Origin of the sequence: Stenotrophomonas sp. ATCM1_4 (assembly GCF_004348115.1) — a bacterium.
GTDB lineage: Bacteria > Pseudomonadota > Gammaproteobacteria > Xanthomonadales > Xanthomonadaceae > Stenotrophomonas > Stenotrophomonas capsici.
The window spans coordinates 2,309,603-2,326,793 of the sequence record NZ_QPFB01000001.1 but is presented as its reverse complement, the minus strand read 5'-3'; the positions used below and the strand labels follow the sequence as shown (position 1 = coordinate 2,326,793).

The following is a 17,191-nucleotide window of genomic DNA, read 5'->3' as shown; positions in this document are numbered from 1 at the left end:
GTGCGACAACGTGTCGCACGTCCAGGTGCCTGTTTCCTGCGTGAAATCATTGTCAATGCCTATCCTAAGTGTTGCGTGAAGGCCTAAAATTGCGGCACTGACTCACGTTCCCTGTTCAGCGTCGTCCCGGCGGGCAATCCCCGGGCGGCTGTTCGCGCTTGTGGCATGGGGCGTGGGGGCCAGTACCTCCACCGCAATTGGATCGACCGATGATTCCGTTGAAATCTCTTGGACGCTTATTGCGTCCGGGCCTGATTGTCGCGATGGCCGTCTTGATGACGGGCTGCGACTGGGCCTTGTTTGACCCGAAGGGCCAGATCGCCCGGGACGAACTCACGCTGCTGATCACCTGCACGGTGCTGATGCTGCTGGTCGTCATCCCGGTGATCGTGCTGACGTTGGTGTTCGCGTGGAAGTACCGCGCTTCCAACACCAAGGCCCGCTACGAGCCGACCTGGCATCACTCCACCGCCATCGAAGTGGTGGTCTGGTCGATCCCCTGCATGATCGTGCTGGTGCTGGCCGTGCTGACCTGGCGCTCCTCGCACGCCCTGGACCCGTACAAGCCGCTGGAGTCGGACGCCAAGCCGGTCGTGGTCGAGGCCATCTCGCTGGACTGGAAGTGGCTGTTCGTCTATCCGGAAGAAAACGTCGCCGTGGTCAATGAACTGACCTTCCCGGTGCACACCCCGCTGAACCTGAAGATCACCGCCGACACGGTGATGAACGCGTTCTTCATTCCGCATCTGGGCAGCATGATCTACTCGATGGCCGGCATGGAGACCAAGCTGCACCTGATCGCGGACGAAGCCGGTACCTACCACGGCCGCTCCTCGCACTACAGCGGCGCGGGCTTCAGCAAGATGCATTTCGACGCGCACGCGGTCAGCAACGACGAGTACCAGGCCTGGTTGGCCAAGGTGCGCGCCGATGCCAAGGTGATGGACCAGGCGTCCTTCGCCGAGCTGAGCGCCGAGCGCAACCACGACTGGCACCCGGTGACCTACTACGGCAGCACCGAGAAGGGCCTGTTCGACTGGATCATCGCCAAGCACGTGGGCGACAACCACCACTTCGGCATGAAGCATGACGGCAAGGCGATGTCGCACGAGGGCGCAGGCCACGAAGCGATGAACCATGAAGCCATGGGCCACGAAGGTCACGACGCCGCAGCGGCCCCCGCCGCAGGCGAGGCTGGCGGCCACGACGGTCACAATGCAGACGCGAACGCCGGGGCCGCTCACGCTGGCCACGGTGGCTCGGGAGAATGACGATGCTCGGAAAACTCTCATTTGATTCACTGCCGCACGATCCGATCGTGCTGACCACCCTGATCGGCGCGATCATCGGTGGCCTGGCAGTCGTGGGTGCCATAACCAAGTTCAAGCTGTGGGGCTACCTGTGGAAGGAGTGGTTCACCTCGGTGGACCACAAGAAGATCGGCGCGATGTACCTGATCGTGGCGTTCGTGATGCTGCTGCGCGGCTTCTCCGACGCGATCATGATGCGTGCCCAGCAGGCCGTCGCCGCCGGCGGCGCCGAGGGCTACCTGCCGCCGCACCACTACGACCAGATCTTCACCGCCCACGGCGTGATCATGATCTTCTTCGTGGCCATGCCGCTGATCACCGGCCTGATGAACCTGGTGGTGCCGCTGCAGATCGGTGCGCGCGACGTTGCCTATCCGTTCCTGAACTCGCTGAGCTTCTGGCTGTTCGTCGCAGGCTGTGGCCTGATGATGATCTCGCTGTGGATCGGTGAGTTCGCCGCGACCGGTTGGCTGGCGTTCCCGCCGCTGTCGGGGCTGGAATACAGTCCAAGCGTGGGCATGGATTACTACATCTGGGCGCTGCAGGTGTCCGGCCTGGGTACCACGCTGAGCGGCATCAACTTCTTCATCACCATCCTCAAGATGCGCACCCCGGGCATGAAGCTGATGACCATGCCGGTCTTCAGCTGGACCGCGCTGGTGACCAACGTGCTGATCATCGCCGCCTTCCCGGTGCTGACCGTCACCCTGGTGCTGCTGACCCTGGACCGTTACCTGGGGACGCACTTCTTCACCAACGATGGTGGCGGCAACGCCATGCTGTACATCAACCTGATCTGGATCTGGGGTCACCCGGAGGTCTACATCCTGGTGCTGCCGGCATTCGGTGTGTTCTCCGAAGTGATCGCGACCTTCTCGCGCAAGACCCTGTTCGGCTACAAGGGCATGGTGTACGCGACGGCCTGCATCGGCGTGCTGTCCTTCATCGTGTGGCTGCACCACTTCTTCACCATGGGCTCGGGTGCCAACGTCAATGCCTTCTTCGGCATCACGACGATGATCATCTCGATCCCGACCGGCGTGAAGATCTTCAACTGGCTGTTCACGATGTACCGCGGTCGCGTGCACTTCACCTCGCCGGTGCTGTGGACGATCGGCTTCATGGTCACCTTCACCATCGGCGGCATGACCGGCGTGATGCTGGCGATCCCGGCCATCGACTTCGTGCTGCACAACTCGCTGTTCCTGATCGCCCACTTCCACAACGTCATCATCGGCGGCGTGGTGTTCGGCATGTTCGCCGGCATCACCTACTGGTGGCCGAAGATGTTCGGCTTCAAGCTGGACGAGACCTGGGGCAAGCGTGCGTTCTGGGGCTGGTTCATCGGCTTCTACGTGGCCTTCATGCCGCTGTACGCCCTGGGCTTCATGGGCGCTACCCGCCGCATGCAGAGCTACCCGAACATGGAGTACCAGCCGTTCTTCGTCGTCGCCGCCGTCGGCGCCGCGATCATCGCCCTGGGCATCCTGTGCCAAGTGATCCAGATCTACGTGTCCATCCGCGACCGCAAGAAGAACATGGACCTGACCGGCGACCCGTGGGATGCCCGTACCCTGGAGTGGGAAACCGCTTCCCCGGTGCAGTTCTACAACTTCGCGACCCTGCCCAAGGGCGAGGAGCACGACGACTTCTGGCAGCGCAAGCAGCGTGGTGAAGCCTGGCCGAAGCCGGCCAAGTACACCGACATCCACATGCCGCGCAACACCGGTGCCGGCGTGGTGATCGGCGCGTTCAGCCTGGTGCTGGGCTTTGCGATGGTCTGGCACATCTGGTGGCTGGCCATCATCGGCCTGGTCGGCATGATCGGTACCTTCATCGTCCGTACCTTCGACAAGGACGTGGACTACTGGGTGCCGGCCGCTGAAGTGGAACGTATCGAGAACGAACACCGCCGCCACCTGGAAGCACAGGGGCTGGTGAAGACCGAGGTGAAGGCATGAGCACGAACGCCCACACGTTGAACCACGGTTCGGCTGCAGATGCAGCCGGCCACGACCACGAGCACCACGATTCGGGCGAGAACACCGTCTTCGGTTTCTGGGTGTACCTGATGAGCGATCTGCTCATCTTCGCCTCGCTGTTCGTGACCTACGTGGTGCTGTCCGGCGGCACCAACGGTGGCCCGGGCCCGAAGGAGCTGTTCGAGCTGCCGTTCGTGGCCTGGGAAACCGCGCTGCTGCTGGTGTCCTCGCTGACCTTTGGCCTGGGCATGATCGCCATGCACCAGTCCAGGCAGGGCCTGATGTTCTTCTGGCTGGCCGTCACCTGGCTGCTGGGCGCCGGCTTCATGGGCATGGAAATCTGGGAGTTCAACCACCTGATCCATAACGGCAACGGTCCGGACTCCAGTGCCTTCCTGTCGGCGTTCTTCGCCCTGGTCGGCACCCACGGCCTGCACGTGACCGCCGGCCTGCTGTGGCTGCTGGTGATGTTCATCCAGCTCAAGCGCGATGGCCTGACCCCGCGCAACAAGACCCGCATGGCGTGCCTGAGCCTGTTCTGGCACTTCCTGGATCTGGTCTGGATCGGCGTGTTCTCTGTCGTCTACCTGTCGGGAGCTATGTAATGTCCGCACATGACAATCATGCACACGGTACCGGCGGCGAAAGCCACGGCAGCGTGAAGTCCTATCTGATCGGTTTCGTGCTGGCTGCGGTGCTGACCATCATCCCGTTCTGGGTGGTGATGAGCGGCGGCCTGTCCTCCGGCCTGGCCACCGGTGCGGTGATCGTGGTCGCCGGCATCCTGCAGCTGCTGGTGCACCTGGTGTTCTTCCTGCACCTGGACCGTTCCTCGGCCGCCCGCTGGAACGTCAATGCCGGCCTGTTCACCCTGGTGGTGATCGGCATCATCGTGGTCGGCACGCTGTGGGTGATGTGGAACATGAACCACCACATGATGCATTGAGCGGGTTGACCGCCTGAGCATCCGGGAAAGGCCGTCCTTCGGGGCGGCCTTTCCTTTTGGGCACGGCCGGCACGTGCCGCCACCGTCCGGAGGCGGGGCAACGGCAAGCTGACGAAACCGTTCATTCGACGCCAACCAGCCATGATCGGGTTTGCTACCCTGTCCGCCTTTATGGCTCAGGGGCGCCCCGGTACTCCCATGGTGTGGTTACGCGTTATTCCGATCCTGCTGCTGGTGGCCCTCAACACGCTGGCGCACTGCCTGCCGTTGTTCGTGGTCGCGCTGGTCAAGGCGATCCTGCCGTTCAAGAAGGTGCGCCTGGCCTGCAACCCGATGCTGACCGGATTGGCCGAGAGCTGGATCGGGGTCAACAGCGCGATGATGGGCCTGTTCACCCGCACCCACTTCCAGGTCAGCGGCGATGCCGACCTGGAGCGCGATGGACATTACCTGGTGCTGGCCAACCACCAGAGCTGGGTCGACATCCTGGTGCTGCAGAAGGTGTTCAACCGCCGCATCCCGCTGCTGCGCTTCTTCCTGAAACGCTCTCTGTTCTGGGTGCCGGTGCTGGGCCTGGCGTGGTGGGCGTTGGATTTCCCGTTCATGGGCCGCTACACGCGCAAGCAGATCGCCAGGAACCCGGAGCTCGGCCGGCGCGACATGGAGGTCACGCGCAAGGCCTGCGAGAAGTTCAACGCCATCCCGGTGGCGGTGATGAACTTCGTCGAGGGCACGCGTTTCACCCCGGCCAAGCATGACAGCCAGGGCTCGTCGTTCCGGCATCTGCTCAAGCCCAAGTCCGGCGGCGTGGCGTTCGTGCTCGACGCGATGGGCAAGGGCCTGCATGCGTTGCTGGACGTGACCATCGTCTATCCCAAGGGCATCCCGTCGATGATCGACCTGATGGCCAACCGCCTGCCGGAGGTGAAGGTGTTGGTGCGCAAGCTGCCGATTCCCGCCGAGTTGATCAACGGCAACTACCAGGATGACCGTACCTTCCGCGCCCAATTCCAGCAATGGATGAATGGTCTGTGGGAACAGAAGGACGCCGACATCAGCCGCCTGCTCGAGAGCCGCGGCTGAGCCCGGACCGCCCAGCATCAAGGCCCCTGCGGGGGCCTTTTTGCTGCGTGCGTTCCTGCGCCGGTCGGCGGCGGGTGTACAGTGCGCGCCTGTCCGCAACATTTGATGAGGTCACGCATGAGCACTGATACCGCTTTCTATCCGGTGGGTACGCCCGGGCAGCCGTGGGGCGCGGCCGAGCGCGCGCAGTGGCTGGCGCGGCAGAAGGTGCAGCGCAGCCATGCCGAGGAAGTGGTGGCCAAGGTGGATGCCTTGCGTGATCGCTTCGATGTCTCGCAGTACGGCGAACTGGATTACCCCGGCGCGCGCTATCCGCTGCTGGCCGTGCGCAGTCCGGATTGGGACGACGCCTTGCCGGTGATGCTGGTGACCGGCGGCATCCATGGCTATGAAACCAGTGGCGTGCAGGGCGCGCTGCAGTTCCTGGACCAGCGTGCCGCCGACTACGCCGACAAGTGCAACCTGCTGGTCGTGCCCTGCGTCAGCCCCTGGGGCTACGAGCGCATCCAGCGCTGGAACGCACTGGCGCTGGACCCGAACCGTTCGTTCGTGCCGAACAGCCCGGCGCCGGAGTCGGCGGCGTTGATGGCGCTGGTGGCACCGCTGAAGGGACGCGTGCTGATGCACATCGACCTGCACGAGACCACCGACACCGATGAGTCCGAGTTCCGTCCGGCGCTGGCGGCGCGCGACGGCAAGCCGTTCGAACCTGGCGAAATCCCCGATGGCTTCTATCTGGTCGACGACAGCGAGAACCGGCAGCCGGCATTCCAGCAGGCGGTGATCGCCGAGGTGGAGAAGGTCACCCATATCGCGCCGGCCGACGCGCACGGACAGATCATCGGCTCGCCGGTGGTGGCGCATGGCGTGATCGAATATCCGCTCAAGGCGCTGGGCCTGTGCGCCAGCGTCAGTGGCGCGCGCTACACGACAACCACCGAGGTCTACCCGGACAGCCCGAAGGCGACCCCGCAGCAGTGCAACGATGCGCAGGTCGCAGCCGTGGTCGGCGCGCTGGACTACGCGCTGGCGCATCGCTGATCCGCACCGGGCGCCTGCCGCCCGGCATGCCCAAAGGCGGGCGTCCACGTGGCGGCGCGGGCCCACGGGCGTTCACGCCCTCACGCCGGCCGGGCAGGGACCATGCCGGCATGAAGACCCTCCTTGCGCTGCTTGTCCTGTCCCTGCTGGTCGCACCACGTGCGCATGCCGACGAGGTGCCCGCGTTCGACCGGCCGGGAATCGGTTTTTCCACCCGTACGCTCGGCAAGGGCGTGTTCGCCTGGGAGCAGGGCCTGCCGGACGCCAGCCGTGACCGCAGCGCGGGCACCACGACGACGACGTGGGCCGCGGCCACGCTGCTGCGCGCCGGCCTGTCCGATACGCTGGAACTGCAGTTGGGAGCGGACAGCTGGGGCCAGTCGCGCCGGCACGGCAGCGGCGGGCGCGTGCGGGAAAGCGGCGGTGGTGACGGAAGCGTGGCGTTGAAGTGGGCGCCGGCGTTGAGCGGGGAGCGACTGTCGTTGGCGCTCAAGGCCGGCGCCACGCTGCCCTGGGGGCAGGCGCCGTTGGGCGGGGCCGGCCATGACTATGACCTGGGCGTGACCCTGGCCTGGGCCATGCCGCGGGACGCCAGCCTGGCGCTGTACGCGGACCGGCAGTGGGGGGAGGACGGCAGTGGTTGGCTGCTGTCGCCCAGTTACGGCGTTGCCCTGCGCGAGGACCTGGGTGTCTATGTCGAAGCCGGGTACGGCACCGGCGCGCAGTACATGCGTGCCGCCGGTGCCGGCGTGACCTGGATGGCCACGCCGCGCCTGCAGCTGGATGTCTCCTTCCTGCGCGGGCTGGATGCACGCACGGCGGACTGGCAGGGCGGCGTGGGGCTTTCCCTGGCCTTCGACTGAGGACGCCTCAGCGATTGACCGCCGGGCCGTGGACGTCCTTGTAGCCGGCGGCGCAGTCGGTGGTGCAGTCGGTGGTGAGCATGTTGCGGACGATCACGCCGCTGTTGTTCTTGGAACGGAAATGGCCGACGCCGTTGCTGGTGTCACCGCCGCCGAAGTTGTACGGACCACCGTCGCTCCAATCCCAGTCGAAGCTGTAGGCGCTGCTGCCGGCGCCGACGTCGACCTGTGCGTAGACGTTGGCGGCGCTGTTGAACAGCGCGCCGTCGCTGCAGCCACCGCTGTAGCTGGTGGTGAAGCAGTGCACCTGGTCACGCAAGCCGGCGGTGATCGTGTAGAAGCGGATGCCGGTGTAGGTGGCCGGGAAGGTGCGCAGGCTGCCGCTGCCACTGCCGGTCCAGCGGTTGTAGCCGTAGTAGCTCACCCCGGTGCTCGGGTACAGGCCGAAGGTGTAGTAGTTGTACGGGAACACATAGGCTTCGGCATTGCAGGTCGGTGCCAGTGTCGACTGGTAGCCGGTGCTGCGGCAGGTCTGCAGGCCGCGCAGGCCACCGCCGATGTTGATGAAGCGACGCACGCTGCCCTGGTAGCCGTGGTACTTGATGGTGGCCAGCATCATCGTGGCGCCGAGCGAATGGGTGACCACGTCGACCTGGCTCTTGCCGGTGTACGCCTTGACCTTGTCGATGAAGGTCTTGATGACCTGGTAGGTGGCCGGCGAGTGGTAGTTGTACTGCGGCGCGGCGCGTTCGCTGGCACTGAGGTAGGTGAGGCCGAACAGCTCGCAGTCGTTGTAGCCGGCGGCCTTGAGCTCGGCGTAGATCGAGCGCGGCGGGGTGGTGTAGCCGCTGACCGCGCCGGCCGGCATGTCGAAGCTGATCGCGCTGTCACCGTTGCCGGGGATGAACACCACCGGGGTGCGGGTGGCGGTGCAGCTGCCACCACCAAAGCCGCCTTGGCCGACGCCGGGGTTGAAGCCGCCGGCGTACTGGTTGGCGCTGCCGGTGCAGGTGTAGCCGTTGTTGCCGCCGCAATCCAGTGCGTGGGCCGTGCCGGGCAGCAGGGCGAGGTCGCCTGCCAGGGGCAGGCCAAGGGTGCCGAGGAAACAGGAGGCGAGGACAGGGGCGATGCGGATGGTCGACATGCGGCGGCTCCGGGCGGGTGGACCTGACGATCCGTGCAGCTTCCGCCCCCACCCGGCGGGCGGGCAGTGTCCTTTGGGGAAACTTGCAGCGCAGCATCGCCCCGACGGGATCAGCGCCGCCGCCGCACCAGCATCGCCGAAGCCTGCAGGATGGCGCGGGTCAGCAGGGCCATGGTCCTGACCTCGCCCTTCCAGTGCTGCCAGTACAGCGGCACGTCCTCCCAGGCGCGGGCCTTGACGTAGACCAGGCGCCCGCTTTCCAGGTGGCGGCGCACCAGCGGCAGCGGGTTCATGGTCCAGCCGAGCCCGCCGAGGTTGGCGTGGACGAAGGCGCGGGTGGAGGGGATCCACCAGGTCGGTGCATTCAACGGCTGCGCGATGCCCGCCAGGCGGCGCGCGTAGCGCGCCTGCAGGTCATCCTTGCGGTTGAACACCAGCACCGGGGCCAGCGCCAGCGATTGGGCATTGACGCCCTTGGCGAAGTAGCGGGCATGGAACTCGGGCGTGCAGGTGGCCGCGTAGCGGATGCTGCCCAGCTCGTGGATCTGGCAGCCCTGCACCGGCTCGGACAGGGTGGTCACCGCGCCCAGCACCGCGCCCTGGCGCAACAGGGCCACGGTGTGGTCCTGGTCCTCGGTATGCAGGTCCAGGGTGGTCGTGGTGGTCTGCGAGAAGGCCTGCACCGCCTCCGGGAACCAGGTCTCCATGCTGTCGTGGTTGACCGCCACCGGGATGCTGGCGCGCGGCAGTTCGGCGTCGGAGATGCCGATGCGCTCGAACGCGTCACGCTCCAGCAGCGCGGTCTGTTCGGCCAGCTGCACCAGCACCTGGCCTTCCAGCGTGGCCTCGGTGGGGATGCTGCGCTTGACCAGGAGTTTGCCGACGCGATCCTCCAGCGCCTTGATCCGCTGGGAGATGGCCGAGGCGGTCACGTTCAGTGACAACGCCGCGCGCTCGAAGCTGCCTTCGCGGATCACCGCGGCCAGAGCGCGCAATTGGGAGTGGTCGATCCGCATGATTAAGCTCTGCTAAAGATGGTTAACGAAGTTTAGCTCTACTTTTCGATGCTGCGCTGCGACAATTGCGCCTGTCAGCCGCGGTGTGTGGGTTCCTCCCGCCGTGGCAATCCCCCAGAAGAAAGGCAGTCCCCCATGTTTTCCGTCATTTCCGCCCAAGCCGCAGGCAGTGCCTGGTTCAGCGGTGCCGGCATCGGCATCGGCCTGTTCGCCATCGTCGGCGCGCAGAGTGCGTTCATCCTGCGCCAGGGCATCATGCGCCAGCACGTCATTCCGATCATCGCGACCTGTTTCGCGATCGATGCGGTGTTCATCATGGCCAGCGTGGTCGGCCTGCGCCGCCTGACCGAGCAGATGCCGTGGTTGACCACGGTGCTGCTGTGGGGCGGGGTGGCGTTCCTGGGCTGGTATGCGTTGCAGTCGGCGCGCCGGGCGTTCTCCGGTGGTGGCGGCATGCAGCTGGACGACAATGCCGAGCAGTCGCTGCGCACGGCATTGCTCGCCGCGGCCGGCTTCTCGATCATCAACCCGCACTTCTGGCTGGACATGATGGTGATCGGCTCCATCGCCGACAACTTCGGCGAGTCGCGCATGGCCTTCGCCGCCGGCGTGGTCACCGCCAGCGGCGTGTGGCTGACCGCGCAGGGCCTGGGCGCCCGCCTGCTGGCACCGCTGTTCACCAAGCCGTCGACCTGGCGGGTGCTGGACGGCACCATCGCGGTGATCCTGAGCGTGCTGGCCCTGACCCTGGCCATCCGCGGCGTCAACTGAGCCGCGCGGTCCCGATCACATGCAGCGGCCCCCGTGCTCTGGCGCGGGGGCTGCTGCGTCCGGGGCTCAGTCGGTGGCCTGCCAGCGCTGGGGCCATTGACGCATGAAGGCGCGGATCTGTTCGACCGGCATGGGCCGTCCGAACACATAGCCCTGGCCCTCGGCACAGTGCTCGTCCTTCAGCTGTGACAGCTGGGAGTGGGTTTCCACGCCTTCGATGGTGGCGGTGATGCCGAGCTTGCCGCACAGGTGCGAGACCGCGCCGATGATGGCGCTGCCCTGGCTGTGTTCGCCCAGGTCGCGGATGAAGGACTTGTCGATCTTGACCTTGTCGAACGGGAACGCGCGCAGGTAGCCCAGCGAGGAGTAGCCGGTGCCGAAGTCGTCCATGACGATGGAGACACCGGCGACCTTCAACCGCAGCAGGTGCGACGAGGCCGCCTGGATGTTCGCGATCAGTGCGTTCTCGGTGATCTCCAGCTCCAGCCGCGCCGCGGCCAGGCCGGCGTCGGCCAATGCCTTCTCCACGGTATCGGCCAGGTCCGGCTGGGCCAGCTGCGACACCGAGAGGTTGACCGCCACCTTCATCTCGTCCGGCCAGTGCGCGGCGTCGCGCGTGGCCTGGCGCAGCACCCAGTCGCCCAGCGGGATCATCAGCCCGATGTCCTCGGCCAGGGCCAGGAACTGGCCCGGGTCCAGCAACCCGCGTTGCGGGTGGTTCCAGCGCAGCAGTGCCTCGAAGCCGGTGACGCGGCGCTGCTGCAGGTCCACCAGCGGTTGGTAGTGCAGCACGAACTGCTGCTGCTCCAGGCCGGCCCGCAGCTCGGTTTCCAGCTGCCGCCGCAGCTGCATGCGGGTGTCCATCTCCGCCTCGAAGAAGCGGTAGCAACCGCGGCCTTCCTCCTTGGCGCGGTACAGCGCCAGGTCCGCGTTGCGCATCAGTTTTTCCGAACTGCCGGCCAGGTTGTCGATCAGCACGATGCCGATGCTGGCGCTGATGGCGATGGGATGTCCCTCCAGCTCGAACGGGCGGCCCAGGGCCTCCACCACGCGCGTGGCCAGTGACGCGGCTGCTTCCGGTGGCCGGCTTTCCGGTGCCATCAGGATCGCGAACTCGTCGCCGCCGAGGCGGGCGACGACGTCGTTGCTGCGCGCGCAACCGAGCAGGCGATGGGCGACTTCCTGCAGCAGGCGGTCGCCGGTGGGATGGCCCAGGGTGTCGTTGACCTCCTTGAAACGGTCCAGGTCGAGCAGCAGCAGGGCGCTGTGGCGACCGCGGCGCGCATCGGCCAGCGCGTGCTCGAGCTTTTCGAACAGCACCGTGCGGTTGGGCAGGGAGGTCAGCGGGTCGTGCTGGGCCAGGTAGGCGATGCGCGCCTGCGCCTGGCGGCGGGCGTCCACGTCTTCCAGCACGCCGGCCCAGCCGGACTGCTCCGGCCCGACCCGTGCGCCGCGTGCGCGCAGCCAGCGCCACTTGCCATACAGGTCGAGCACGCGGAACTCCACGTCCAGCGGGGTGCCGGCGGTGAAGCTCTGCTCCAGCGCGATCTCGATCGGGGCCAGGTCCTCCTCGTTGACCCGGCGCAGCCAGCCCTTGCCCAGGGCGTCCTGCTCCGGCAGGCCGGTGAGCTCGCGCCAACCGGTGACCGAACGCACCTGGCCGTTGCGGTCCGATTCCCACAGCACCAGGGCGCCAGCCTCGGCGACGGCGCGGTAGCGTTGCTCGCTGACCTTCAGGTCACGTGCAAGCGCACGGGCCTCGTCGGCGCTGCGCTTGAGCGCATCCACGCTGTCATTGAGGCTGGTCTGCAGGCTCTGCACTTCGGTGATGCGCGAGGTGGGGGGATCGGCCGGGGTGCCCTCGCTGGAGGCGATGTTGCGCCCGCACTGGGCCAGGGCGCGGATCGGCAACAGGATGCTGCGCGCAATGGCGCGCGCCGAGAACAGCGCGATGATCGCCGCCAGCAGGCCGCCGAGGATGACGCCCAGCAAGGGGCGCTGCCAGCGCGCCTGGAAGCTGCTCTGCGGCTCGCCGACCACCAGGGCCCAGCCCGGCGCGGCATGCAGCTTGTGGAAGGCCAGCACGGTGCCCTTGCCTTCCTTGGTGGTGGCCTCGAACACTCCGGCGTTGCCGCCGTTGAGCTGCAGCTTGTACCAGTCCGGCGCCGGTTGGCCGATGAAGCGTTCGGGGTTGCGCGAGCGCGCGGCGATCATGCCGTTGCTGTCCACCACCGCCACCAGCAGGCTGGCCTCGTCGGCCGAATGCAGGATCGTGTTGATCAGGCGGTTGGACGGCTGCACCAGCGCGATCACCTGCGGTTGCCCGGTGCTGTCGGTGAAGGGCAGGGCGATGGCCACTTCCGGCGGCGCGCCGGTGGTGTCGGAGAACAGGTTGGAGACCTGTGCCTGGCCGGTCCGGCGCGCATCGCGCAGCACCGGCGTGGGCAGGGACTGCGCTTCGTCACTGCCGTCGCGCACCAGCCGGACCTCGGCGTTGTTGCCGGACCAGGCCTGCAGCCCGGGGCTGGCCGGGTCGCCGTGCGGTGCAAGCACGGCAAGCAGGTGCAGCTGGTTGATGTTCTCGCGGATGCCCTGGTCCACGCCGCGTGCCAAGGCGACGGCTGTTTCCTGCAGGCGTTGCTCGGAATTGCGCCGGTAGTCGCGGGCGGTCAGGACGATGGCGATGACGCCGATCACCAGCAGTGGCAGCAGCGCCGCCGCGATCAGCCAGTGCAGCCGCGAGTACAGGCTGCGCGTGCGCGGCGGGGATTGAGCGGTGGACGGGCGGGTCACCAAACCTGTGTCTCCGGATTCCTTTCATGGGTACGCACCGCCGCCGGGTGTCGTATCCCGTTGGCAGTGGGCAAGCGGCCCCTTGCGTGGCTGTTATGGCACGAAGGGGGTACGCGCGGAAGGTGCTTCAGGGTGCGCGGGGCGGTGAAGCGTGGGGAATGATCGGGTCAGCGATGTGACTTGTGCGTGGCAGCTACTATTCACAGTGAAGTACATCACGTTATTGGTGGCGGCCGCTATTCGGTGCGCTGTTGGGCAAACAGCCATTGCCACATCGCCGGGTTGCGGTAGGTGGGATCCCAGGCGTTGTGGTTGGTGTCCGGATACTCGGTGTAACGGAAGCCCGCACCCAACTGCTCGCTGGCGGCGTGGATGGCGCGGTCGTCGTGGGTGGGGACCAGGTCATCGCGTGCGCCATGGAAACTCCAGACCGGCACGCCACGCAGGCGGGTCACGGTGGCGACGTAGGGATCGGCTTCAGCGGCGACCTGGTCGACCAGCAGGCCCGGGCGCGCCTGGCGCGGTGCACGCAGCGCGCCACAGATCGGCACCACGGCGGCGAAGTGGGTGGGCCGGGTCAAGGCCAGCTCCCAGCTGCCATAGCCACCCATCGACATGCCGGTCAGGTAGATGCGGCGCGGGTCGGCCTGGAACTCGTTGCCGGCCGCATCCAGCACCGCCAGCGCCATGCGTGCGTTGCGGTCACGCCATTCCTCGCCCTCGGGAACCTGCGGGAACACCGCCAACGCGGGGAAGCTGTCGCGGTTTTCCTTCAGCCATGGCCCAAGCCCGGCCAGGGTGGGCTTGACGCCGTCATCGCCGCGCTCGCCGGAGCCATGCAGGAACAGCACCAGGGGGCGTTTGCCAGGGCTGGCCGCGCGGGCGGGAACGAACACCTGATAGCGGAACGTGCGGCCTTCGAACTGCAGCTGGCGGTCGACGAAATGGCCGTGGTCGGGCGCGCTGGCCACGGGCTGGCTGCTGCAGCCGGCGAGCATCGACAACAATGAGGCGATCATCAGGAAACGACGCACGGGACTGTCCTCCGTTGGACACGGGCGGCGCGGGCGGCGCGCCGCGGGGGCGGCAGGCAGTGTGTCAGAATCGCCGTTCATGGTCGTCAACCGGCGGTCATCCAACGGGAGCGGACCTGTGATGAAGAAAGCCTGGGGCCTGGTGCTGGTATTGCTGCTGTCGGCCTGCGGCGCGGGCCTGGATGGCACCTATGCCGACGCGTTGGGCATGGCCACCTACACCTTCGGCCGCGACGGCAAGGTCGCCATCAAGGTCATGGGTCAGTCGCAGGAAACCACTTACGTCCGCGACAAGGACACCCTCAGGATCACGGTGCCCGGGCAGCCGGACGCAACGCTGGAGTTGGTCGTCAACGCGGACGGTTCGTTGCAGGGGCCGATGGGCATGCGACTGGCGAAGGTCGAGGACTGAGCGGTGCCGGTACGGTTAAAGATGCAACGCCTGCCGCCGATGTAGCAGGCAATCCTCCGTTCGAGTCCGCTGCCTGCATCCATGGCGATCCTTTCTGCACTGCTTGCCGCCCTCGTGGTCGGGGCCATCGCCTGGTTCTGGCAGCACGGCCACGCCGGGCCGCAGGTGGCCAGGCGTTCGCCACAGATGCCTTCGCCGCCACGCATGCCGGCCGACGAAGAACCGGTGGACGTCATGCCGCAGGTGGCCCCCGGTGACCTGCAGCGGCGCTTCCTGCTGCATGCGCTGGCGGTGACGGACGCATCGGCCGATGCGCTGCGCGTGCAGCGTTCGGTGATCGATGACGTGGCCGCGGCACTGACCCGCGCGGACCTGTCCTCGCGCTACACGCCACGCCGTCCCAACCTGCTGCCGCAGCTGATCCAGAGCGTCAACGACAGCGCCGCCTCGTCGCGTTCGATTGCGCGCATCATCGGCAGTGACGCGGTGCTGGCCGCCACCCTGCTGCGCATCGCCAACAGCCCGCTGTACCGCCTGCAGCAACAGGACGTGCAGAGCATCGAGCGGGCGGTGACGCTGATCGGCAACGACGGCATCCGCCAGATCATCTCCGCCGCGCTGGTGCAGCCGGTGATGGAGTCGGCGCGCGGCGTGGATGCGCAGTTTGCGCAGCAGTTGTGGGAATACACGCTGCGCCTGTCGCTGGCCGCGGCCGACCACGCACGCAGCGTCGAGCGCGAGGACGGCTTTGCCGCGCAGTTGGCCGGCCTGCTGCTGGGCCTGAGCGCGTCAATGGTGATGCAGGCTGCGGCCGACGTGCTGTTGCAGCCCCCGCTGCGGCCCCGCGAGCCGGGTACGTTGATGGCACTGCTGGAGCGCTGCACCGCGCCGACCGCGGTGCGTATTGCCCGTCACTGGAAGCTGGCCGATCCCATCATCGGGGCCTTGCAGGAGGTCGATGCCGAGGCGCCGCAGGGGCTGGCGCGTTCGCTGCAGACCGGGCAGCTGGCCGCCAGCGCGGCGATGCTGCATGCCGGTGGGCGGATGAGCGAGGACGAGGCGGTCGCGATCCTGTCCACGCAGCTGCCCGGGCACGTGGCGAGCTGGCTGTGGAAGCGGGTCAGCCGCGAAGAGCCCGAGCTGGGCTGAGGCCCAGGCGCATCCCGGCCGGCGGCAGTGTCAGAGCTGTGATTCCAGCGGCAACCAGCTGATCACCCGGGTGGTCGCGCGCTGCATCCAGCGGGTATCCGGTTCAGTGCGCAGGGCGATGGCCGGGGTGTGGGTGCGGTCGAGCCAGCGCAGTTCATGGTCGCGGTCGAGGTAGACCCAGTAGCTCAGCTCCGGGCCCGCCAGGCGCAGGTATTCCTGGCGCAGGCGCGCGGCCAGCACCGGGTCGTCGAACAGGACGCCCATCTCGGTGTTGAGGTAGGCCGAGCGTGGGTCCAGGTTGAACGAGCCGACGAAGCCGCGACGGTCGTCGACCACGAAGGCCTTGGTGTGCAGGCTGGCGCCGCTGCTGCCGAAGGTGCTGGCCTTCTCCGGGTGACCGTGCGACCTGAGTTCATGCAGCTGCACGCCGCCGGCGACCAGCGGCCGCCGGTAATGCATGTAGCCGCTGTGGACGGCGGCCACGTCGTTGGCGGCCAGCGAGTTGGTGACCACGCCGACCTGCACGCCGTCCTGGACCTGGCGTACCAGCGCCTTGGTGCCCGCCGCGCCGGGCACGAAATAGGGCGAGATCAGCAATGACTTGTGGCGTGCGCCGAGCAGCACGTCGGCCAGCCGCGTGACCAGCCAGTCGGCGCGGTCGGCGTTGCCACGCTTGCGCGGCGGATCGGAATGGACATGGATGTCCGCGGTCCAGTGCAGGGCGAGGCGTTCGCTCAAGTAAGCCTCGTCGAAGCGCGCGCGGACGCGCTGCAGGTAGGGCAGGGCCTTCTGCTGGCGGGCATCCCGCTCGGCCTGGGTGATGAAGTTGCCCAGCTGCTGGTCGGTGCTGAACTGCAGCGCGGCGATCGGCACCACCGCGTCACTGTTCCAGAACTGGTCGAACACGGTACTGGCGTCGGCCGCCACCGGGCCGGCCAGCAGCAGGTCCAGGTCACGGAAGTTCACGTCCGGCCGCGCGTCGAAATATTCCTCGCCGATGTTGCGGCCACCGACGATGGCGACCCGGCCATCGGCGATCCAGGCCTTGTTGTGCATGCGGTGGTTGATGCTGAAGGCGCGTTGCACCATTTCCAGCAGGCGCCACAGGCCGTCGCGGTTGCGGAACGGGTTGTACAGGCGGATCTCGATGTTGGGGTGCTTGTCCAGCGCCATCATCTGCGGGTCCAGGCCCTGGGTGTTCATGTCGTCCAGCAGCAGGCGGACCCGCACGCCGCGCTCGGCGGCCTGGTACACATCGTGGGCAAGCAGGTGGCCGACCATGTCGTCGTGCCACATGTAGTACTGCAGGTCGAGGCTGCGCCCGGCCTGGCGGGTGATGATCGATCGCGCGGCGTAGGCCTCCAGCCCCTCGGACAGGTAGATCGCACCGCTCTGGCCCGGATGTTCGGCCAGCACCGGCACCAGTGCGCGGTCGATCAGGGTCTGCTGGTCCTGCAGCGGCAGGGCATGCGAGGGCGCGCCGATGGCCTTGGGAGTCAGGCGGTCGCCCAGCAGCAGGCCACTGATGAACAACACCAGCAGCGCCGTCAGGACGATGCCCAGCAGGCGCAGCAGCCGCCAGCGGCGGGGAGGGGTCTTGGATTCCATGCGCGAATCCTAGCCGGATCGGGGTGTGGGGTCAGTGCA

General features: G+C 67.1%; 15 protein-coding genes. 10 read left to right on the top strand and 5 right to left on the bottom strand.

Translation table 11 applies throughout. From position 1 onward, the window contains the following. Window positions 1–209: 209 nt before the first annotated feature. The 7 genes from cyoA (at window position 210) to ATCM_RS10630 (ending at window position 7,225) form a co-directional block, all read left to right on the top strand. Complete coding sequence (cyoA, locus tag ATCM_RS10660; RefSeq protein WP_132864508.1) at window positions 210–1,271, top strand: ubiquinol oxidase subunit II; 1,062 nt, start codon at window positions 210–212, stop codon at window positions 1,269–1,271. 2 nt (window positions 1,272–1,273) lie between these two features. Beyond that, window positions 1,274–3,271 carry a cytochrome o ubiquinol oxidase subunit I gene (gene cyoB, locus ATCM_RS10655; RefSeq protein ID WP_132864507.1) on the top strand — a complete coding sequence of 666 codons (1,998 nt, stop codon included), beginning with the start codon at window positions 1,274–1,276 and terminating at the stop codon, window positions 3,269–3,271. After that, on the top strand, window positions 3,268–3,897 hold the full coding sequence (cyoC, locus tag ATCM_RS10650) for a cytochrome o ubiquinol oxidase subunit III (protein WP_132864506.1): 630 nt from the start codon (window positions 3,268–3,270) through the stop codon (window positions 3,895–3,897). The genes cyoB and cyoC overlap by 4 nt, the downstream gene beginning before the upstream one ends. Then, window positions 3,897–4,238, top strand: coding sequence for a cytochrome o ubiquinol oxidase subunit IV (cyoD, locus tag ATCM_RS10645; protein WP_132864505.1), 342 nt, complete (start codon window positions 3,897–3,899; stop codon window positions 4,236–4,238). Before cyoC ends, cyoD begins: the two co-directional genes overlap by 1 nt. 198 nt (window positions 4,239–4,436) lie before the next feature. After that, a complete protein-coding gene (locus ATCM_RS10640) occupies window positions 4,437–5,321 on the top strand; it encodes an acyltransferase (protein WP_132864504.1) in 885 nt (294 codons plus the stop codon). A gap of 117 nt (window positions 5,322–5,438) precedes the next feature. After that, window positions 5,439–6,362, top strand: coding sequence for a M14 family metallocarboxypeptidase (locus ATCM_RS10635; protein ID WP_132864503.1), 924 nt, complete (start codon window positions 5,439–5,441; stop codon window positions 6,360–6,362). A gap of 110 nt (window positions 6,363–6,472) precedes the next feature. Beyond that, complete coding sequence (locus tag ATCM_RS10630; RefSeq protein WP_165931166.1) at window positions 6,473–7,225, top strand: transporter; 753 nt, start codon at window positions 6,473–6,475, stop codon at window positions 7,223–7,225. A gap of 7 nt (window positions 7,226–7,232) precedes the next feature. Here the strand turns inward: ATCM_RS10630 and ATCM_RS10625 are convergent, their stop codons facing one another. Continuing rightward, window positions 7,233–8,369, bottom strand: coding sequence for a lipase (locus tag ATCM_RS10625; protein ID WP_132864501.1), 1,137 nt, complete (start codon window positions 8,367–8,369; stop codon window positions 7,233–7,235). A 110-nt stretch (window positions 8,370–8,479) separates the two neighbouring features. Beyond that, window positions 8,480–9,385, bottom strand: a complete 906-nt coding sequence (locus ATCM_RS10620; protein ID WP_132864500.1) for a LysR family transcriptional regulator ArgP — start codon at window positions 9,383–9,385, stop codon at window positions 8,480–8,482. A 135-nt stretch (window positions 9,386–9,520) separates the two neighbouring features. On the opposite strand from ATCM_RS10620, the gene ATCM_RS10615 reads away from it, so the two are divergent. Next, window positions 9,521–10,156 carry a LysE family transporter gene (locus ATCM_RS10615; protein WP_132864499.1) on the top strand — a complete coding sequence of 212 codons (636 nt, stop codon included), beginning with the start codon at window positions 9,521–9,523 and terminating at the stop codon, window positions 10,154–10,156. 66 nt (window positions 10,157–10,222) lie between these two features. On the opposite strand, the gene ATCM_RS10610 is transcribed toward ATCM_RS10615, so the two are convergent. After that, entirely contained in the window at window positions 10,223–12,949 is a 2,727-nt protein-coding gene (locus tag ATCM_RS10610; RefSeq protein WP_132864498.1) for an EAL domain-containing protein, read from the bottom strand. Window positions 12,950–13,185: 236 nt separating this feature from the next. Further along, window positions 13,186–13,968: a prolyl oligopeptidase family serine peptidase gene (locus ATCM_RS10605; protein WP_243694092.1), complete on the bottom strand. Its 783-nt coding sequence runs from the start codon at window positions 13,966–13,968 to the stop codon at window positions 13,186–13,188. A 136-nt stretch (window positions 13,969–14,104) separates the two neighbouring features. On the opposite strand from ATCM_RS10605, the gene ATCM_RS10600 reads away from it, so the two are divergent. Both ATCM_RS10600 and ATCM_RS10595 read left to right on the top strand, forming a co-directional pair. Beyond that, window positions 14,105–14,395, top strand: coding sequence for a hypothetical protein (locus tag ATCM_RS10600; RefSeq protein WP_132864497.1), 291 nt, complete (start codon window positions 14,105–14,107; stop codon window positions 14,393–14,395). An 81-nt stretch (window positions 14,396–14,476) separates the two neighbouring features. After that, on the top strand, window positions 14,477–15,544 hold the full coding sequence (locus ATCM_RS10595; protein WP_132864496.1) for an HDOD domain-containing protein: 1,068 nt from the start codon (window positions 14,477–14,479) through the stop codon (window positions 15,542–15,544). Window positions 15,545–15,574: 30 nt separating this feature from the next. On the opposite strand, the gene ATCM_RS10590 is transcribed toward ATCM_RS10595, so the two are convergent. After that, on the bottom strand, window positions 15,575–17,152 hold the full coding sequence (locus ATCM_RS10590) for a phospholipase D family protein (protein ID WP_132864495.1): 1,578 nt from the start codon (window positions 17,150–17,152) through the stop codon (window positions 15,575–15,577). Window positions 17,153–17,191 lie beyond the last annotated feature (39 nt).